We start from the raw sequence: 19,923 nt of genomic DNA, 5'->3' as shown, positions 1-19,923 counted from the left end.
AGCACCCCGCAGCGCCCGGCGGCATTCCGATCGCCCCGGCCCCGCACGTTTCCACCGCTTCGGAACACGCCCCTTTCACCGCGTCCACCTCGCCCCTTTCCGTCACCCCTCTCCCCCTTTCTTTTCGCCGACACCATCGAAGGAAATCCCCGTGATCGAATATAAAAAATTACTATTCATCATTGCGGGTGAATAGTTCCGCCATTCGCCCTTCGACGCATGACACAGACTTTACTGATAGTTACGATTCGTTTACCAAGCCTTGAATCACGGATCGATCCCGCCACTGCACGTCGTGACTCACGGCCGCCGGACCACATTCCGCGACCGCGCCACCCCAGAGGAGACGGGAAACACATGTCTTCACGCGTACCCGGCCCCGCCTCGGGCCCCGCCCGTACCGACGCCGCGAGCACCACGTCCGCCCCTCGCCACCAGCGCCCGCACGGCCCGCCTGTTCCCGTGCGGGACCCGGGCGACGGGCCCGGCGGACGCCGCCCCCGCCGATTCCGTATCGCCGGCGCCGATCTGTCGGCGTCCATCACCGTCTTCCTGATCGCCATTCCCATGTCGCTCGGCCTCGCCGTGGCGATGGGCGCCCCACTGGGCGCCGCGCTCCTGTCCGCCGGCATCGGCGGAATCGTCGCCGGCGCGCTCGGCGGATCGCCCCTCCTCGTCAGCGGCCCCTCCGCCGGCCTGACCGTCGTCACCGCCGGGATGATCCAGCAGTTCGGGTGGCGGACCACCTGTGTCATCACCATCGGTGCGGGACTCACGCAGATCCTGCTCGGCACGTTCAAGGCCGCTCGGTCCGCACTCGCCGTCAGCCCGGCCATCGTGCACGGCACCCTCGCGGGCATCGGCGTCGCGATCGCGCTCGCCCAACTGCATGTCGTGCTGGGTGGCTCGCCGGAGAGCTCCGCCGTGGCGAACATCTCCGCGCTGCCGCACCAACTGGCCCACGTGGGGCCCGCGTCACCACTGATCGGCGCGCTCACCCTGACCATCCTGATCCTCTGGCCCCGGCTTCCCGGCCGGGCGAGAGGAACGATCGGGAAGGTGCCGGCCGCTCTGGTCTCCGTCGGGGCCGCGACAGGCGTCGCAGCCTTCGCCGCGCCCCGCATCGCCCGCGTCGACCTGCCGTCCTGGAGCGCGCACGTGCTGCCGGGCCTGCCGAGCGGCCCTGTGCTCCCGCTGCTGACGGCCGTCCTCACGATGACCCTCGTGGCGAGCCTCGAATCACTGCTGTCCGCAGTCGCCGTGGACAAGTTGGCCGCCGCCCGCGCCACGGCCGCCGGGAGTCGTCCCGGAGCCCGTCCCGTGCCTCGGAGGCCCCGTCCCGACCTCGACAGGGAACTGCGCGCCCAGGGCGCAGCCAACGCCTTGTCCGGCCTTCTCGGGGGACTCGCGGTCTCCGGCGGCGCGGTGCGCGGCTCGGCGAACGTGCGGGCCGGGGCGACAGGCCGCGCGTCCACGATCCTGCACGGCGTCTGGGTGCTGCTCGCCGCCGGGCTCCTCGTCTCCGCCCTCGAACGGATCCCGCTGGCCGCGCTCGCCGCGCTGGTCATGATGGTCGGCGTGCAGATGGTGTCGTACGCGCACATCCGCAACGTGCACCGGCACCGGGAGTTCCCGGTCTACGTGGCGACGGTGGCGTCGGTCATCCTCTTCGGCGTTCTGCAGGGCGTGGCCGTCGGCGGGGCCGTCGCAGTGGCGGTCGCTCTGCGCGGGCTGACCCGTACGCGCATCACGATCAAGACGCTCGCGGCCACGTACCACGTCTGTGTACGCGGGCAGTTGACCTTCCTCGCGGTGCCACGGCTCACCCGCGTCCTGCACCAGGTGCCGCAACACGCACAGTGCGTCGTGGAACTCGACGGGTCCTTCATGGACCACGCCGCGTACGAGGTGCTGCACGAGTGGCGGGCGGCGCACGTGGCCCACGGCGGAGCCGTGGAGTTCACGGGCAGGGCGGGCGGCCGCTTCGCCGATCCCGTGCGTGAGGAGAGCAGTTGCTGCCGCCCTTGGACGCCGTGGCGCAACCACCACTGCGACGAGCCGCCCGTGCCGGGAGCTCCGGGGCCGGGAAGCCGCCTCAGGCGTCGGCTCACGCAGCGGATCGGCCGGCAGCCCACGGGGCAACCGGATGACGGGCAACCGGAAGACGGGCAGCAGGATGACGAGCGGCTGGAGCAAGAGCGGGTGGAGCAAGAGGGGGTGGGGCACGACCCGTTGGGCAAAGGACGGCTGACCGGCCGGCTGCCGGACGGCGTGCAGTGGAATCCCGGCCGTCGGGACGAGGGACCGAAACCCGGGCACCGGCGTGCGCTCACCCGAGATCAGGGCCCTGATCTGGGCCCTGCGCAGGGGCCAGAGCCGGACCGCGAGCACGGCCACGACAAGCCGTGCGGCTCCGGGCCGGAACGCGAGCGGAGCCGGGGGGACATGCCGGAAGCGGCAGGGACCCGGGACTCCCGCACCTCCGGTGCCAGCCGCCTGGCCAGCGGACTCAGCGCCTTCCAGCGCAACACCGCACCCCTGGTGCGGGACGAACTGGCCCGGCTCGCGCGCGAGGGGCAGCGGCCCTCCCAGCTGTTCCTGACCTGCTCCGACTCGCGGTTGGTGACGAGCATGATCACGGCGAGCGGCCCTGGTGACCTCTTCACCGTGCGCAACGTCGGCAACCTCGTACCGCTGCCGGGCGCGGAGGGCGGCGACGATTCGGTGGCGGCCGCGATCGAGTACGCGGTCGACGTCCTGCGCGTGGAGTCCATCACGGTCTGCGGGCACTCGGGCTGCGGGGCGATGCAGGCACTGCTCGACGACGACACCAACTCCACAGCCGCAGCCACGGTCACCGCCGCACCCACAGCCACAAACCGTGCCACCGCCGTCGCCGCCGCCACTACGGCGAGGGATGCCGACACTTCGGGCTCCGGTGCGGCCGGGGCTCCAGGTGCGGGCGATGCGGCCGGGCCGTCGACCCCGCTGCGGCGCTGGCTGCGGCACGGGCTGCCCAGCCTGCGGCGGATGCGCGACGGGCTCGGCCCGGCGGCGCGGCTCTCCGCCCGCCCGACGGCCGACACGGCGGAGCAGTTGTGCCTCACCAATGTCGTCCAGCAACTGGACAACCTGCGGGCGCACACATCGGTGGCCCGTCGCCTCGCGGACGGGGTGCTGACGCTGCACGGCATGTACTTCCATGTCGGCGAGGCCCAGGCGTACCTGCTCAGCGAGGACGGGCCGGCGCCGGCCGGGGGGAGCGGCCCGCAGGCAGATCCGCATGACCTGACCCGGGATCGTGAAGCGGGCCCTGCCCGGGACCAGGACCAGGACGGCAAGGAACGAGACCAAGACCGGGCCGGGGACCGGGACCAATTCCGAGACCAGAACCTGGACCTGGAGCGAGGCCAGGGCCGGGACCGGGTCGATACGGCACAGACCCGGCGAACAGCCGGTCAGGTGGCGGCCCCCGTCGCCGTCTTCCACCGCGTGACCGCCGCCGAATCCACCAGGTCGCGCGCCTGAGGTTCCCGGCGCAACCATCCGTGAGACGGTGTGGGCCCCTCCTCGCGTGCACGAGGAGGGGCTCCGTCGCGCTCCGGGCACACGTACCGAGGGCGTAGGCTGACGCACATCCACAGAGGTCTAAACCAATTCCCCGTCGGCTCTTGTCACGTGGGCGTCCGGCTGATGAGCTAGCGGGAGAAACGTAGGGACGCCCTGGGAATGGGAGATGTCGTGAGCAAAGAGAGCCTGGCCAATCTGCTCAAGGAAGAGCGTCGGTTCGCACCGCCTGCCGATCTGGCCGCGCACGCCAACGTGACGGCGGAGGCGTACGAACAGGCCTCGGCGGACCGGCTCGGCTTCTGGGCCGAGCAGGCGAGGCGGCTCACCTGGGCCACCGAGCCGACGCAGACACTGGACTGGTCCAACCCGCCCTTCGCGAAGTGGTTCGCGGACGGCAAGCTGAACGTCGCGTACAACTGCGTGGACCGCCACGTCGAGGCCGGCAACGGCGACCGCGTCGCCATCCACTTCGAGGGCGAGCCGGGCGACAGCCGGACCCTGACGTACGCGCAGTTGAAGGACGAGGTCTCCAAGGCGGCCAACGCGCTCCTGGAGCTCGGCGTGGCGAAGGGCGACCGGGTCGCCATCTACCTGCCGATGATCCCCGAGGCCGTCGTCGCGATGCTGGCCTGCGCGCGGATCGGCGCGCCGCACTCCGTCGTCTTCGGAGGTTTCTCGGCGGACGCCGTGGCCTCCCGCATCCAGGACGCCGACGCCAAGCTCGTCATCACGGCGGACGGCGGCCACCGGCGCGGCAAGCCGACCGCGCTCAAGCCCGCGATCGACGACGCCGTCGCGAAGTGCCCGCAGGTCGAGCACGTCCTCGTCGTCCGCCGGACGGGCCAGGAGACGAAGTTCGACGCGAGCCGCGACGTGTGGTGGCACGACATCGTGGACCGCCAGTCGCCGGAGCACACGCCCGAGGCGTTCGACGCCGAGCACCCGCTGTTCATCCTGTACACGTCCGGTACGACGGGTAAGCCGAAGGGCATCCTGCACACGTCGGGCGGTTACCTCACCCAGACGTCCTACACGCATCAGGCGGTCTTCGACCTGAAGCCGGAGAGCGACGTCTACTGGTGCACCGCCGACATCGGCTGGGTCACCGGACACTCGTACATCGTCTACGGACCGCTGTCGAACGGCGTTTCGCAGGTCATGTACGAGGGCACCCCCGACACCCCGCACCAGGGCCGGTTCTGGGAGGTCATCCAGAAGTACCGCGTCACGCTGCTGTACGCGGCGCCGACGGCGATCCGCACGTTCATGAAGTGGGGCGACGACATTCCGGCCCGCTTCGACCTGTCCAGCCTGCGCGTACTCGGGTCGGTCGGCGAGCCGATCAACCCCGAGGCGTGGATCTGGTACCGGGAGAACATCGGCGGCGGCAAGACCCCGATCGTCGACACGTGGTGGCAGACCGAGACGGGTGCCGTCATGATCTCCCCGCTTCCGGGTGTCACCGAGACCAAGCCGGGCTCCGCACAGCGCGCGCTGCCGGGTATCTCGGCCACCGTGGTGGACGACGAGGGTCACGAGGTGCCCAACGGAGGCGGCGGCTACCTGGTGCTGACCGAGCCGTGGCCGTCGATGCTCCGCACCGTCTGGGGCGACGACCAGCGCTACATCGACACGTACTGGTCCCGCTTCGAGGGCAAGTACTTCGCGGGTGACGGCGCGAAGAGGGACGACGACGGTGACATCTGGCTGCTGGGCCGGGTCGACGACGTCATGCTGATCTCGGGCCACAACATCTCCACCACGGAGGTCGAGTCGGCGCTCGTCTCGCATCCGAAGGTCGCCGAGGCGGCGGTCGTCGGTGCGGCCGACGAGACGACGGGCCAGGCGATCGTCGCGTTCGTCATCCTGCGCGGCACCGCCTCGGTGGACGACGGGCTGGTGGCCGAACTCCGCAACCACGTCGGCGCCACGCTCGGCCCGATCGCCAAGCCGAAGCGCATCCTGCCCGTGGCGGAGCTGCCGAAGACCCGCTCCGGCAAGATCATGCGGCGGCTGCTGCGGGACGTGGCGGAGAACCGCCAGCTGGGTGACGTGACCACGCTCACCGACGCGTCCGTCATGGACCTCATCCAGAGCCAGCTGCCGACGGCCTCCAGCGACGAGTGACCTGATCGGTCCCCTGGGCTCGGGCTCGGATGGGGGTGGGGGGTACGCGGCCTGTACGCGTACCCCACACCCCCTTCGTCGTATCGGAACCGGTCCTCGCCGTGTCGGGCCCGGCTTTCGTCCTACCGGAACCGGTCCTCGCCGCCGCGCGGGCCGCCCGCACAGGTCTCCGGCATGGGCACGCGCGATCCGGGTCCGGGTTCAAGTTCCGGATCCGGGTTCAAGTGCCGGGTCCTGATCCGGATCCAGGTTCACGGTCCGGGTCCCGTGACGAGGGGTGCCTGATCCGATCGTGGCCCGGACACCGGGGCCCGTCTCGGCTCCGTACCCGGACACCCGGGCCCGTCTCGGCTCCGTATACAGGGCGCGTCGTTCCGCTTTCCGGACGCGTGGCGCCGTTCCCGGGCCGGGTACCGCCTCTCCGGTGGGTTGCCGACATCGGGCGGGTAGAACGCGGGCAAGCGGGGGTACCGATGGGTAACACCGTAGTTCCGGGCCACGACGCGTGGGGGCAGCGCGCGAGGACGGCGGCGGTCCGGCATGATCTGACAACGGACACATGGATACCCGGACACCGGTGCCGGACGCCGGTACACGAAGAAGCACGACACAAGAAAACGGTTACGGCCGAGGAGAGGGAGTCACCGATGAGCGACCCCGACAAGCAGGTTGCTGACGCGGTAAAGACGGGCACCGTCGTCGAGACCGTCCCAGCCGACCGCAGTCTCGGTCAGCTGGTCGCCGCCGCCACGGCCGAGATGTCGGAGCTGATGCACGATGAGATCGCTCTCGCGAAGGCGGAGCTGCGGCAGGACGTCAAGCGGGGGGCGACGGGCGGCGCCGCAGGCGGCGTGGCGGGCGTCTTCCTGCTGTTCTCGCTGCCCGTCTTCAGCTTCGCGGCCGCGTACGGCATCCACAATCTCGGCCTCGGCCTCGCCTGGTCGTTCCTGATCGTCGGCGGCGCCTTCGTGGTGCTCGCCGCCATTCTGGGCGGGTTCGCGATGCTGAAGCTGAAGAAGGTCAAGCCGCCCGAGAAGAGCATCGCGTCGGCGAAGCAGACGGCGGCGGTGCTCCAGAACGCCAAGCCGCACCCGCGAGAGCTCGGGACCGGCACGACGGACTCCTCGTCTGTGGCACGCTCGTCTGCATGACGGCCTCTGACTCAGGTGTGCGCATCGACGGCCCCTGGACCCATCGCGATGTGGCGGCCAACGGTGCGCGCTTCCACATCGCCGAGATGGGCGAGGGGCCGCTCGTGCTGCTCCTGCACGGCTTCCCTCAGTTCTGGTGGACCTGGCGCCATCAACTGGTGACGCTCGCGGAGGCCGGGTACCGGGCCGTGGCCATGGACCTGCGGGGCGTGGGCGGCAGCGACCGCACGCCGCGCGGCTACGACCCCGCGAACCTCGCGCTCGACATCACCGGCGTCGTGCGCTCCCTCGGCGAGCCGGACGCGGCACTCGTCGGGCACGACCTGGGCGGTTACCTCGCGTGGACTGCGGCGGTGATGCGCCCGAAGCTCGTACGGCGGCTGGTCGTGAGTTCCATGCCGCATCCGCGCCGCTGGCGCTCGGCGATGCTCTCGGACTTCGCGCAGACCCGTGCCGGGTCGTACGTGTGGGGCTTCCAGCGCCCGTGGATCCCGGAGCGCCGGCTGCTGGCGAACGATGCCGCGCTGGTGGGAGAACTGATCAGGGAGTGGTCGGGTTCGGACGAGCCCGATGACAAAGCGATCGGGATGTACCGGCGGGCGATGATGATCCCGTCGACGGCGCACTGCTCGATCGAGCCGTACCGGTGGATGGTGCGGTCCCTGGCACGCCCGGACGGCATCCAGTTCTACCGTCGTATGAAGCGGCCTGTGCGGGTGCCGACGCTCCAGTTGCACGGCGCGCTGGACCCGGCGATGCGGACGCGGTCCACGGCGGGGTCCGTCGAGTACGTGGAGGCGGCGTACCGCTGGCGGCTGTTCGAGGGCCTTGGGCACTTCCCGCACGAGGAGGACCCGGTGGCGTTCTCCACGGAGTTGCTGGACTGGCTGGCCGACCCGGCGCACGACCGCCGGGAGGACCGCGAGAGGCGGGGCGCGTAGGGCCGACCGGCCCCGTCGGCGTTTCGTCGTGCCGGCGCTGGATCGCCCGTTTCATCGTCCTCGGCGCCGGGTCGCGCGGTTTGTCGTCCCCGTACCGTCGGATCGCCGCGTTCCGTTTCCACGCCTCGCCGGTCCGCCCGCGTTCCGTTGGGCCCTCACCGCCGGATGTGTGGCGGGCGTCGTCCGGGGCAGGCGCTGGTCACCCATCACCGCGTCCACTGGCGTCACCCCTCGAACAGATCCCCCGAACAGACGCATCCACTACGACGATCGTACGAGCTGCCAAATGCCGGAAGCATAGGCCGATTGGCGCCCACTCAGGCGGTTACCGACCATGGGGCAGGGGCAGACGTCGGGTATGGGCTGGACGCACGATCACGGTGACGCAGCACGCAGGAACCCCACGTCGGCCATCGCGCCGATCACGCACCCGAGGGGCGGTGTCCCGCAGATAGGGGCCACGGAGCAGGATCAGCAACTCGGGCTCGGCATTCCCCGCATCATCCGCCGCAGGGCCCGTTGGGTCTCGGCCAGGCTGCGCCATCAGCGCGGCGGCGCGACGGCCAGGGCAGGTACACGCACCGGCACCTGATTCCGCGCCGGACCGGCTGACGTGCCGCCACCGGCGAGAGATCACGAGAGACCGCGAGACACACCACCACGACCACCGCCCCGGGCCGACCGCCCGGGGCTCATCCGTTTTCGGGGGCGTCCGCGGGGGCGGTACGAGGGGACCGAGCTGGAGACGCGTCCCGTGCCGGCACGGAGCACCGGGACGGGGCACCGGCACCGAGCGCCGCTGCGGGGACGGGACCAGCCAGCGTCACGAGGGCCATCGGGGGACCGGCCCGTCCCGGGCGCGAGGCGGTCACGCGACCCGGGCCGCTCACGCCCGCCCAGCCCGGTCAGAGGGGGCAGGCGCCCACCTCCGGGCCGGTGACATCCGCCCGGAGAGTCAGAGGGCGCAGCCCTGTGTGTCGACCTGCCGGTCGGCGGTCCTGCCCGCCTTGATGTCGGGCTGGATCTCGTCCGCCGTCAGGGCGTACCCCGTGTCGTCGTCGTCGAGCGACCTGGCGAAGATCACCCCGTAGACCTTGCCTGCGGGGGTCAGCAGCGGGCCGCCGGAGTTCCCCTGCCGCACGGTCGCGAACAGCGAGTACACGTCGCGCGTGACATTGCCGCGGTGATAGATGTCGGGGCCGCTCGCGTTGATCCGGCCGCGTACGCGCGCCGATCGGACGTCGTACGCGCCGTTCTCGGGGAAGCCGGCGACGATGGCGCTGTCACCGCTCTGCGCGTCGGCCGTGCTGAACTTCAGCGGCGTGGCCCGCAGGTTCGGCACGTCCAGCACGGCGATGTCGCGCTGCCAGTCGTAGAGCACGACCTTCGCGTCGTACAGCTTGCCCACCCCGCCGATCTGGATGGTCGGGTCGCTGACGCCGCCCACGACGTGGGCGTTGGTGATGACCCTGTGGTCGGCGAAGACGAAGCCCGAGCCCTCCAGGACCTTGCCGCAGCCGGAGGCCGTGCCGACGACCTTGACCACGGACTTCTGGGCGCGGGCCGCGACGGGGCTGCCCGCGAGGGCCGGGTCGGGCGCCCGGACCTGGGTGATGGGTTCGTTCGCGAACGGGCTGAAGACCTGCGGGAAGCCGTTCTGCGCGAGAGCTGAGGAGAAGTCCGTGAACAACGTCGTCGCCTGATTCGGCATCACCTGCGACACGCCGAGGAGCACCTTCGAGCCGCGCACCTCCTTGCCGATCGTCGGCAGGGAGGTGACGGCCAGCGCGGATCCGAGGAGCCACGCCACGAGCAGCATCGCGACGACGTTCACCAGGGCGCCGCCCGTCGCGTCCAGCGCGCGGGCCGGGGACCAGGTGATGAATTTCCGCAGCCTGTTGCCGAGGTGTGTGGTGAAGGCCTGGCCGACGGAGGCGCAGACGATGACGATCACGACGGCGACGACAGCCGCGGTCGTGGACACGTTGGCGTCCCGGGTCAGCTGCCTCCAGACCAGGGGCAGCAGGTAGACGGCCACGAGGCCGCCGCCGAGGAAGCCGATCACCGACAGGATGCCGACGACGAATCCCTGGCGGTAGCCGATGATCGCGAACCAGACGGCGGCGACCAGCAGCAGGATGTCCAGCACGTTCACCGTCAGTTGCCTCGCATTGTCGTCCCAGGCGCCTCGCGTGGTGGTCCCGAGGGCCTGGCAGGGTCGTGGCCCGCCCGCCCGGACCCGCCGGGTCTCGGGCAGGTCCGGGTGCGGGTGTCAGCCTGTCATGCCCGCCAGTCGAGGGGGACCCGCTTCTCGTGGTCCCAGGGCTGCTCCCACCCGGCGTAGTGCAGGATCCGGTCGATCACTCCGGCCGTGAAACCCCAGACCAAGGAGGATCCGCAGTGGAACGCAGGGCCGTGGTGACCCCTGGGGTGGATGGTCATCATGCGATTCTCGGGGTCCGTGAGTTCCGCCACGGGGACCGTGAAGACACGCGCAGTCTCCGCGGGATCGACGACACCGACCGGGCTCGGGGTGTGCCACCAGCCGAGCACCGGCGTGACGACGAAGCCGCTGACCGGGATGTAGAGCCGGGGCAGGATGCCGAAGACCTGGACGCCGGAGGGGTCGAGCCCGGTCTCCTCCCGCGCCTCGCGCAGGGCCGCGTGGAGCGGGCCCGTCGTGGCCGGGTCGCCGTCCTCGGGGTCGAGCGTGCCGCCCGGGAAGGACGGCTGGCCCGCGTGCGAACGCAGGCTGCTCGCGCGCTCCGTGAGCAGCAGTTCCGGGCCGCTGTCGCCCTCACCGAACAGGACGAGGACCGCGGACTGCCGGCCGCCGCCGTCGGCGGGCGGCAGGAAGGAGCTGAGCTGCTCGGGCCGTACGGTCGCGGCGGCGCGCACCACCGGCTGGAGCCAGTCGGGCAGGCCCGCCGCGCTGACCGTGGCTTCGCCGGGCGTACTGAGCGTGGCATCGCCGGGCCTGCTGACCGTGGCACCCACGGGCGTACTACCCGTGGCATCCACGGGCCTGCTGACCGTGGCGTCCCCGGGCGTACTGAGCTTGCGGTCACCGCTGAGCTCGGCGTCGGCGGCGGGTGCCGTGCCGGCCGTCCCCTGCCCCGCCGGCGCTCCGCCCGGCGCCTGCTTCCCGGTCGATGCTCCGGTCCCGCTCCCGGCCGCTGCGGCAGTCGTCGTGCCCGGGTGGTCACCGGCCCGCGTCCGGCTCGGTGTCCCGACCGCCGCGTCGGTCCCTGTCTCGATCGGTGTCTCCGTGTGCGTCATCGGCACCCCCGTGGTGTAACGCCGATCGGGCGCGAGATCGTTCCACGCGTCACCGTCACGCGGCGCGTCATCACGACGCGCCGCACCCCCACGCGCCGCACCCCCACGCGCCGCACCGTCACGCGCGGCACCGTCACGCGCGGCGCTGTCAGCCACCGCCGGTCCGCCCGTCACGCGCCACGTCCAGCGCTCCCGTCTCAGCGCGCCGCGACGGCACACGGCCGGAGAAGGCTCGCCCAGGGCCCCCGCCGGCGGCGGGCGCCCCTCCCGGCGCGGTCCCCGCCGGTGCCTGGCGCCCCGTCACGCGTCGCTCTCCGGGGCGCCCAGCGGCGGCGCGGCCCTGCCCGGGTAGTCGGCGGGCGGGCTGAGCCGCTGCCCCGGCTTGCCCGCCAGCTCGTACTTCAGCAGCTTCTTGGCCTTCTCCGGGTCGGTCTCGCCCTCGCCGTACGCGGGACACAGGGGCGCGATCGCGCAGGCGCCGCATGCGGGCTTGCGGGAGTGGCAGACACGCCGGCCGTGGAAGACGATCCGGTGCGAGAGCATCGTCCACTCGCTCTTGGGGAAGATCTCGGCGACCGCGGCCTCGACCTTCACCGGGTCCTCCTCCTCCGTCCACTTCCAGCGGCGCACGAGCCGGCCGAAGTGGGTGTCGACGGTCAGCCCGGGCACCCCGAACGCGTTGCCCAGCACGACGTTGGCGGTCTTACGGCCGACGCCCGGCAGCGTCACGAGGTCTTCCAGGCGCGGCGGCACCTCCCCGTCGAAGCGGTCGCGCAGAGCGGTGGACAGGCCGATCAGGGACTTCGCCTTGGCGCGGAAGAAGCCGGTGGGGCGGATGACCTGCTCCAGCTCCTCGGGGTCGGCAGCCGCAAGGTCCTCGGGGGTGGGGTACTTCGCGAACAGCGCGGGCGTCGTCTGGTTCACCCGGAGGTCCGTCGTCTGGGCGGACAGGACCGTGGCGATCAGGAGCTCGAACGCGTTCCTGAAGTCGAGTTCCGGGTGGGCGTAGGGATACAGCTCGGCGAGTTCGCGATTGATGCGGCGGGCCCTGCGGACCATCGCGAGATGCGACTCCGGTTTCACAGCATTTTTCCTGTTTTTCGTTTTTGCCGAGGACTGTTCGCCCACAGCGGAATGGGACTCCGCGGACACTCTTCAAGCCCCCTTGGCCTGCGCTGCCGCCGGTCGTTCACCGGTCAGTTGGACACCCGGCCAGCCTAAAGCCCGCCACTGACATCCGGAGGGACACGAGCCGTCCGTCACCCGATTCCGCCGGAGCGAGCGGCAGAGCGTTCTTTGTACGTCAAACTTTCCGTACGGATGAGGTTGCTGCACGTACGGCATCAGCAGCACCTACGGCATCATGGGGATCACGGTTTCCCGTCAGGGAGTCCGATTCCCGAGCAGGTCGACAAGGAGAGAACTCGTGGACGACGTTCTGCGGCGTGCCCCGCTCTTCGCGGCGCTCGATGACGATCAGGCCACCGAGCTCCGCGCCTCGATGAGTGAGACCACGCTGGCGCGTGGTGACGCTCTGTTCCACGAGGGGGACCCCGGAGACCGCCTCTACGTGGTCACCGAGGGCAAGGTGAAGCTGCACCGCACCTCCCCGGACGGTCGCGAGAACATGCTCGCGGTGCTCGGTCCCGGCGAACTCATCGGTGAGCTGTCCCTCTTCGACCCCGGCCCACGCACGGCGACGGCGACGGCGCTGACGGAGGTCAAGCTCCTCGGTCTCGGCCACAGCGACCTGCTGCCCTGGCTGAACGTGCGTCCCGAGGTGGCGTCCGCGCTGCTGCGTGCCATCGCCAGACGCCTGCGCAAGACGAACGACCAGATGTCCGACCTGGTCTTCTCCGACGTGCCCGGCCGGGTCGCCCGCGCCCTGCTCGACCTGTCGCGCCGTTTCGGCGTGCAGTCGGAGGAGGGCATCCACGTCGTCCACGACCTCACTCAGGAGGAGCTGGCCCAGCTGGTCGGCGCCTCGCGCGAGACGGTCAACAAGGCGCTGGCGGACTTCGCGCAGCGCGGCTGGCTGCGCCTGGAGGCGCGCGCGGTGATCCTGCTGGACGTGGAGCGGCTGGCGAAGCGCTCGCGCTGAGCGCCTACGCCCGTGTGCTGAGTGCCTGCACCCGCAGGCCGATTGCCCGTGGAGGGCTCGTAGGGCCCGGCGGTCGGCGTCGGTCGCCGACGTCTGCCGGGCGCTCCCGGCCAGGGGGGACATGCCCGACCACGATCCGTCCCGCGACGGCGAGGGCGGCGCGCGCGGCGACAGCGGCACGGAGCGCGACCTCGAACGCGGTAAGGGGCTCGACTCGGACGGCTTCATCGCGCGGGAGGGCTCCCTCGGCCGGGTGGGCGCACCCTTCGCGCCGCTCGTCGACGACGCCCGGCAACGGGTGGCGGACACCTACGGTCCACGGCTGCACAGTGTGTATCTGTACGGATCCGTACCGCGCGGCACGGCCAGGCCGGGCCGGTCGGACCTCGATCTCCTGATCGCCCTGCACCCGGAAGGCCCCATCCCTGGGCACGATTCCACCGTCCCGGCGGAGCCCTCGGACGCCGACCGGGCCGCCGCCCACGCGCTGGGGGCGGCGCTCGACGCGTCGTACGACGTGATCGACGGCGCCGGGATCCTGCTGTACACGGCCGGGCGGCTGCTCAGCGGGCGGGAGCGGTTCGACCTCGGCTGGTTCGTCGCCTGCCTCTGCACGCCGCTGGACGGCGAGGACCTGGCGGCCCGTCTGCCCAGATACCGTCCTGACTCGCTGCTGGCCCGCGAGACCAACGGGAGCCTTGAGCTCCGGCTCCCGCGCTGGCGCCGGCAGAACGCCGCCGCCGGGGACCCCGCCGAGCGGGCCCGGCTCAGCCGCGCGTACGCGCGCCATCTCGTCCGTACGGCGTTCACGCTCGTGATGCCCCGCTGGGGCGGCTGGACCAGCGACCTCGAACGATCGGCGGAGATCTTCGCCCGCTACTACCCGCAGCGCGGCGACCAGCTCCGCGCGGCCGCCGCCGTCGCCCGCGTCCCCGTCACGGACCCCGCGGTCCTCCAGGAGTACGCGGACGACCTGGGCCCCTGGCTGGCCGCCGAATACACGCGCCTCCACGGCCGGAAGTCCTGGCCCGAGTCCTGAGAGTCGCGGCGCGGTCGCGGCCACAGGAACAGCCACCGTGCGCGAAGCCCGACGCGGGACGCCCGACGTGAGACGCCCGACGTGGGGATGCCGGGAACACGTGGGGCACGTCCAGCACATGCGGTACGTCCCGTGCGGGAGGGCGGCCACCCGGTGGCGGGAAGGCGCGCGGGAAGACGTCCGCCCCCCGTACGCGCGCCGGGCCCGCCGGGCCCGCCGGGCCCGCCGGGCCCTAGATGATTCCGTGCTCGCCCAGGTACTCCAACTGCGCGCGTACGGACAGTTCGGCCGCCGGCCAGAGGTTCCGGTCGACGTCCGCGTACACCTCCGCCACCACCTCGGAGGCCGTCCGCAGGCCCTTCTCCACGGCCGTCTCGACCTGCGCGAGGCGGTTGGCGCGATGGGCGAGGTAGTACTCGACGGCGCCCCGCGCGTCCTCCAGGACGGGCCCGTGACCAGGCAGGACGGTGTCGACACCGTCGTCCACGGTCAGCGACCGCAGTCTGCGCAGCGAGTCGAGGTAGTCACCGAGCCGCCCGTCGGGGTGGGCGACGACCGTCGTGCCACGGCCGAGGATCGTGTCGCCGGTGAGCAGGGCGCGATCGGCGGGGAGGTGGAAGCAGAGCGAGTCCGCCGTGTGACCGGGGGACGGCACGACCCGCAGTTCGAGGCCGCCGGTCGTGACCACGTCGCCTGCGGCGAGGCCCTCGTCTCCGAGGCGCAGGGCCGGATCCAGCGCGCGCACGCCGGTGCCGGTGAGCTCGGCGAAGCGGGCCGCGCCCTCGGCGTGGTCGGGATGGCCGTGCGTGAGGAGCGTCTGCGCGACCCGGTGGCCGGCCCGTTCGGCCGCGCTGATCACGGCCCGCAGATGGGCCTCGTCCAGCGGCCCGGGGTCGATCACGACGGCGAGGCCGGAGTCCGGCTCCGCGACGATCCAGGTGTTCGTGCCGTCCAGCGTCATCGGCGACGGATTGGGCGCGAGGACGTTGAACGCACGCGCGGTCGCGGCACCCGATGCGACGCCGGCGCGGGGCCGTCCCGGCAGTTCCCCTGCGCCGGTCATCGCTGTTCGCCTTCCTGGTCCCGGCCGGGGGCTTCGGCCTTTCCGGCGTCCTGAGCGGCCGGAAGACGAGTGCTGCTGACCCGCTTGGTGAACTCGTCGTGGCCCGGCCAGCTGAGGACGAGCTCGCCACCCTCCATGCGGGCCCTGGCCAGTACGGGCGTCAGATCGCGCTGCTCCGCGGCGGCGAGGACGTCGGCGGCGGAGCCGTACGGTTCGAGCGCGCGCAGCGTCGAGACCGTGGGCGGCATCATCAGCAGTTCGCCTCCGTCGTACGCGGCGGTCGCCTCGGCGGGCCTGATCCAGACGGTCCTGTCGGCCTCGGTGGAGGCGTTCCTGGTGCGCTGTCCGGCGGGGAGCGCCGCGACGAAGAACCAGGTGTCGTAACGGCGCGGCTCGAACTCGGGGGTGATCCAGCGCGCCCAGGCGCCGAGCAGGTCACTGCGCAGCGTCAGCCGCCGCTTGTCCAGGAACTCCGCGAAGGACAGTTCGTGGCCCGCGAGGGCGGCCCGGTCGGCCTCCCAGTCGTCGCCCGTCATGTCGTCGACGACCGTGTCCGCGCTCTCACCGGCGAGCAGGACGCCCGCCTCCTCGTACGTCTCGCGCACGGCCGCGCAGACGATGGCCTGCGCCTCGGCCGGTCCGACGCCGAGCCTGCGCGCCCAGGTCTCCCGGTCGGGCCCCGCCCAGCCGACGAGCCGGTCGTCGTCCCGCGGATCGACGCCGCCGCCCGGGTAGACGTACGCGCCGGCGGCGAAGGCCATCGAGGCGCGCCGCCGCAGCATGTGCACGGAGGGACCGGGCACGCCGTCCCGCAGCAGTAGGACGGTGGCGGCGCGGCGCGGGGGCACCACGGCGAGCCCGCCCGCGGCGAGGGCCCGGATGCGCTCCGGCCATTCCGGCGGATACCACTGACCTGTAGGCATGGGCGGATGCTATGCGTTCGTGACCGGATGTTCGAGGGGCGGCCGTACGAGCGCCTGACCGGGCCGTGCACCCGTCGTAAGGAGGGGGCGGGTTTCCGGGCCCGGCCTTCGAGACGTACGCCCGCCGTAAGGAGGAGGCCAGGTTTGCCGGCCCGCCAGCCCTTCCCGTGGCGTCCGGCCTCCCGGCCCGGCCTGAAGGTGCGGCCTCCGTGCCCGGCCTCGCATGACGACCGCACGGCCGGGTGCGCACGGGACGGACCCTTCCGCCGACACGCCTCGTGCGAAAAGCCGGCCGGCGGACCCTCGCAGGGGTCCCGCCGGCCGGCTTCCCGGGCTCCTCGCCACTCTTGTGGCCCCGGCGCCCGCTGTTTCCAGGATCGGTGGTTCAGTCCTCGGTCAGTTCCACCTGGATCTCGACCTCGACCGGTGCGTCCAGCGGCAGTACCGCGACGCCCACGGCGCTGCGCGCGTGTACGCCCTTCTCACCGAGGACGCGGGCGAGCAGCTCGCTCGCGCCGTTGATCACTGCGGGCTGGCCGGTGAAGTCCGCGGCGGACGCCACGTACCCCACGACCTTCACCACGCGCGCGATGCGGTCGAGGTCGCCGGTGACGGATTTCACTGCCGCGAGGGCGTTCAGCGCGCAGGTGGCCGCCAGCTCCTTGGCCTCCTCGGCGGTGACCTCCGCACCCACCTTGCCGGTGAGCGGAAGCTTGCCCTCCACGAGCGGGAGCTGGCCCGCCGTGTAGACGTACACGCCGCTGCGGACGGCGGGCTTGTACGCGGCGAGCGGCGGCGCGACGTCCGGCAGGGTCAGCCCCGCCGCGGCGATCGCCGCCTCGACGGTGCCGCTCACGCGCCCTTCTCCCGCTTCAGGTAGGCCACGAGCTGCTCGGGGTTGTTGGGGCCCGGCACGACCTGGACGAGCTCCCAGCCGTCCTCGCCCCAGGTGTCCAGGATCTGCTTGGTCGCGTGCACGAGAAGCGGCACGGTGGCGTATTCCCACTTGGTCATGGGGCGACTGTAGTCGCAACCTCGGGGGCACCCCGAGAAACCCCAGGGGCGGCCAGGTGCGTAGGGCGGGACACGACTGGTTAGGCTCGAATATGTGAGCAGGCTCCAGGTCGTCAGCGGCAAGGGCGGCACCGGTAAGACGACGGTGGCCGCCGCTCTCGCGCTCTCCCTCGCGACAGAGGGCAAGCGCGCCCTCCTCGTCGAGGTCGAGGGCAGGCAGGGCATCGCGCAGCTCTTCGAAACGGAGGCGCTGCCCTACGAGGAACGGAAGATCGCCGTCGCGTCCGGCGGCGGCGAGGTATTCGCGCTGGCCATCGACGCGGAGCGGGCGCTGCTCGACTACCTCCAGATGTTCTACAAGCTGGGCAGCGCCGGGCGCGCGCTGAACCGGATCGGCGCGATCGACTTCGCGACGACCATCGCCCCCGGTGTGCGGGACGTCCTGCTGACCGGCAAGGCGTGCGAGGCCGTACGGCGGCGCGACCGCAACGGCCGGTTCGCGTACGACTACGTGGTGATGGACGCGCCCCCCACCGGCCGCATCACCCGCTTCCTCAATGTGAACTACGAGGTGGCGGGGCTCGCGAAGATCGGCCCCATACACAATCAGGCGCAGGCCGTGATGCGTGTCCTCAGGTCGCGCGAGACCGCGGTGCACCTCGTGACGCAGCTGGAGGAGATGCCCGTCCAGGAGACGGCGGACGGCATCGCCGAGCTGCGCGCGGCGGAGCTTCCGGTGGGCAACGTGATCGTCAACATGGTCCGCCCGCACCTGCTGGACGAGGCGGCGGTACGGGCCGCCTCCTGCGACCGCCGCAAGGAGGTCACCAAGGTGCTGGCGTCGGCGGGGCTCGCCGCGCCGACGAAGCTCGTGGGCCCGCTGCTCGACCAGGCCTCCGAGCACGCGCAGCGTGTGGAACTGGAGCGTGAGCAGCGCGCCGTACTGGAGAGGGTCGGCGTGCCCACGTACGAACTGCCCCTGCTGGGTGAGGGCATGGATCTCGCCGGGCTCTACCAGCTGGCCAGGGAGCTTCGACAGCTCGGGAAGGCTTTCGCATGAGCAAGGCCCAGGAGCCCGGCGGCACGGACAACGGCAGCGGCAGCGGCAGCGGCAGCGGCAGGGCGACCGGTGCCGGCACCGGCACCGGCACCGGGCACGGTCGTCGCCGGGAGGACGGTCCCCCGGCGCGGGCCGGGCTGCCGTCGGACACGCCCGCGCTCGACGTGGACGCCCTGCTGGACGACCCCGCGACCCGCATCATCGTCTGCTGCGGCTCCGGCGGCGTCGGCAAGACGACGACGGCCGCGGCGCTCGGCGTACGGGCGGCGGAGCGCGGACGCAAGGTGGTCGTCCTGACGATCGACCCGGCGCGGCGGCTCGCGCAGTCCATGGGGATCGACTCGCTCGACAACACCCCGCGCCAGGTCAAGGGGGTCGAGGGCCCCGGCGAACTGCACGCGATGATGCTGGACATGAAGCGGACGTTCGACGAGATCGTCGAGTCGCACGCGGACAAGGCGCGGGCGCGCGCGATCCTGGAGAACCCCTTCTACCAGTCCCTGTCGGCCGGGTTCGCCGGTACGCAGGAGTACATGGCCATGGAGAAGCTGGGCCAGCTGCGGGCCCGCGACGAGTGGGACCTGATCGTCGTGGACACCCCGCCGTCGCGCTCCGCCCTCGATTTCCTGGACGCGCCGAAGCGCCTCGGGTCGTTCCTGGACGGGAAGTTCATCCGGGTGCTGATGGCCCCCGCGAAGGTCGGCGGGCGCGCGGGGATGAAGTTCCTCAACGTCGGCATGACGATGATGACCGGCACCCTGGGCAAACTGCTCGGCGGGCAGTTCCTCAACGACGTGCAGACGTTCGTGGCCGCGATGGACACGATGTTCGGCGGCTTCCGCACCCGCGCGGACGCGACGTACCGGCTGCTCCAGGCGCCGGGCACGGCCTTCCTCGTGGTGGCGGCGCCCGAGCGGGACGCGCTGCGTGAAGCGGCCTATTTCGTCAGCCGGTTGGCGGCGGAGCGGATGCCGCTGGCGGGACTGGTCCTCAACCGGGTGCATGACAGCGGCGCGCGCCGGCTGTCGGCGGACCGGGCGCGGGCCGCCGCGGAAAATCTTGAAGAGTCCGGCATTGTGGATCAGGAGGCCGGGAATGGTGTCCGTGGCGCCACTCCCCGTAGCGCGACAAGCAGTGCGGGCACCCCGCGCGATGACTCCTCTCCCGAGGCCGCCGGGCCGTCCGAGAACCCCGAATCCCCGGACCCGAGCCCAACCGATTCAACCGATTCGCCGGGTAGTTCCGATTCACCGGCGGTCGACTCTGTCACAAGTGTGGAACAGCTGACAGCCGGTCTGCTGCGGCTCCACGCGGACCGCATGCACGTGATCGCGCGCGAGCAGCGCACACGGGACCGCTTCACGGCACTCCACCCTGAGGTGGCGGTGATCGCCGTCCCGGCACTGCCCGGAGACGTGCACGACCTGGTCGGACTCAGGTCCGTGGGGGACCGCCTGGCGGCGGGTGACACGTCGGAGTGACGCGCCCGCTCCGATAGGCGGCGCCGGTGGCGGCATGGCGGTGGCACGAAACGGTGGTGCTCGGAACCGACGGCGGCACTCAGCGACAGCGTGCCCTCAGCGGTGGCCGCCCTCAGCTGCGGTGACGGCTCCCGGGGCGCACTGGCGGGACGAAGCGCGCAGACGCCCCCGCAA

The 19,923-nt window shown here is 71.8% G+C and carries 16 protein-coding genes; 9 read left to right on the top strand and 7 right to left on the bottom strand.

The genetic code is table 11. The features are described 5' to 3' along the window. Positions 1–528 precede the first annotated feature (528 nt). The 5 genes from OG310_RS19545 to OG310_RS19525 all read left to right on the top strand — a co-directional run bounded on the left by OG310_RS19545 (position 529) and on the right by OG310_RS19525 (position 8,381). Positions 529–3,528: a SulP family inorganic anion transporter gene (locus tag OG310_RS19545; RefSeq protein WP_443078867.1), complete on the top strand. Its 3,000-nt coding sequence runs from the start codon at positions 529–531 to the stop codon at positions 3,526–3,528. A gap of 213 nt (positions 3,529–3,741) precedes the next feature. Continuing rightward, positions 3,742–5,697 (top strand): acetate--CoA ligase, encoded by a 1,956-nt coding sequence (gene acs / locus OG310_RS19540; protein WP_329457165.1) that lies wholly within the window; start codon positions 3,742–3,744, stop codon positions 5,695–5,697. Positions 5,698–6,344: 647 nt separating this feature from the next. Then, positions 6,345–6,848: a phage holin family protein gene (locus tag OG310_RS19535; protein ID WP_329457164.1), complete on the top strand. Its 504-nt coding sequence runs from the start codon at positions 6,345–6,347 to the stop codon at positions 6,846–6,848. Next, on the top strand, positions 6,845–7,789 hold the full coding sequence (locus tag OG310_RS19530; protein WP_329457163.1) for an alpha/beta fold hydrolase: 945 nt from the start codon (positions 6,845–6,847) through the stop codon (positions 7,787–7,789). The genes OG310_RS19535 and OG310_RS19530 overlap by 4 nt, the downstream gene beginning before the upstream one ends. Before the next feature lie 358 nt (positions 7,790–8,147). Next, positions 8,148–8,381: a hypothetical protein gene (locus OG310_RS19525; RefSeq protein WP_329460258.1), complete on the top strand. Its 234-nt coding sequence runs from the start codon at positions 8,148–8,150 to the stop codon at positions 8,379–8,381. A 363-nt stretch (positions 8,382–8,744) separates the two neighbouring features. Here the strand turns inward: OG310_RS19525 and OG310_RS19520 are convergent, their stop codons facing one another. From OG310_RS19520 to nth, 3 genes are all read right to left on the bottom strand, one after another. Further along, positions 8,745–9,944, bottom strand: coding sequence for a MarP family serine protease (locus OG310_RS19520; RefSeq protein ID WP_329457162.1), 1,200 nt, complete (start codon positions 9,942–9,944; stop codon positions 8,745–8,747). Between the two features lie 125 nt (positions 9,945–10,069). Next, positions 10,070–10,786: an NUDIX hydrolase gene (locus OG310_RS19515; protein ID WP_329460257.1), complete on the bottom strand. Its 717-nt coding sequence runs from the start codon at positions 10,784–10,786 to the stop codon at positions 10,070–10,072. Between the two features lie 582 nt (positions 10,787–11,368). Then, positions 11,369–12,196 carry an endonuclease III gene (gene nth, locus OG310_RS19510; RefSeq protein ID WP_329457161.1) on the bottom strand — a complete coding sequence of 276 codons (828 nt, stop codon included), beginning with the start codon at positions 12,194–12,196 and terminating at the stop codon, positions 11,369–11,371. A gap of 298 nt (positions 12,197–12,494) precedes the next feature. Between nth and OG310_RS19505 the strand changes: the two genes are divergently transcribed. Then, complete coding sequence (locus OG310_RS19505; RefSeq protein ID WP_329457160.1) at positions 12,495–13,169, top strand: Crp/Fnr family transcriptional regulator; 675 nt, start codon at positions 12,495–12,497, stop codon at positions 13,167–13,169. A gap of 121 nt (positions 13,170–13,290) precedes the next feature. Beyond that, positions 13,291–14,208 carry a nucleotidyltransferase domain-containing protein gene (locus OG310_RS19500; protein ID WP_329457159.1) on the top strand — a complete coding sequence of 306 codons (918 nt, stop codon included), beginning with the start codon at positions 13,291–13,293 and terminating at the stop codon, positions 14,206–14,208. Between the two features lie 232 nt (positions 14,209–14,440). Here OG310_RS19500 and OG310_RS19495 read toward each other — a convergent pair whose 3' ends face one another. The 4 genes from OG310_RS19495 to OG310_RS19480 all read right to left on the bottom strand — a co-directional run bounded on the left by OG310_RS19495 (position 14,441) and on the right by OG310_RS19480 (position 17,208). Then, entirely contained in the window at positions 14,441–15,271 is an 831-nt protein-coding gene (locus OG310_RS19495; RefSeq protein WP_329457158.1) for an MBL fold metallo-hydrolase, read from the bottom strand. Then, positions 15,268–16,194 (bottom strand): NUDIX hydrolase, encoded by a 927-nt coding sequence (locus OG310_RS19490; RefSeq protein WP_329457157.1) that lies wholly within the window; start codon positions 16,192–16,194, stop codon positions 15,268–15,270. The genes OG310_RS19495 and OG310_RS19490 overlap by 4 nt, the downstream gene beginning before the upstream one ends. A gap of 385 nt (positions 16,195–16,579) precedes the next feature. Then, positions 16,580–17,050 carry a RidA family protein gene (locus OG310_RS19485; RefSeq protein WP_329457156.1) on the bottom strand — a complete coding sequence of 157 codons (471 nt, stop codon included), beginning with the start codon at positions 17,048–17,050 and terminating at the stop codon, positions 16,580–16,582. Continuing rightward, complete coding sequence (locus OG310_RS19480) at positions 17,047–17,208, bottom strand: DUF4177 domain-containing protein (protein ID WP_106965770.1); 162 nt, start codon at positions 17,206–17,208, stop codon at positions 17,047–17,049. The genes OG310_RS19485 and OG310_RS19480 overlap by 4 nt, the downstream gene beginning before the upstream one ends. Before the next feature lie 94 nt (positions 17,209–17,302). Here OG310_RS19480 and OG310_RS19475 point away from each other — a divergent pair, with 94 nt between their 5' ends. Next, positions 17,303–18,268: an ArsA family ATPase gene (locus OG310_RS19475; protein ID WP_329457155.1), complete on the top strand. Its 966-nt coding sequence runs from the start codon at positions 17,303–17,305 to the stop codon at positions 18,266–18,268. Further along, the gene (locus OG310_RS19470; protein WP_329457154.1) at positions 18,265–19,749 is read left to right on the top strand and encodes an ArsA family ATPase; all 1,485 of its coding nucleotides are present in this window, start codon (positions 18,265–18,267) and stop codon (positions 19,747–19,749) included. Before OG310_RS19475 ends, OG310_RS19470 begins: the two co-directional genes overlap by 4 nt. Positions 19,750–19,923: the final 174 nt, after the last annotated feature.

Origin of the sequence: Streptomyces sp. NBC_01497, from assembly GCF_036250695.1 — a bacterium.
Lineage (GTDB): Bacteria > Actinomycetota > Actinomycetes > Streptomycetales > Streptomycetaceae > Streptomyces.
The sequence above is the reverse complement of the archived record's forward strand: the minus strand, read 5'-3'. Positions and strand labels throughout refer to the sequence as shown.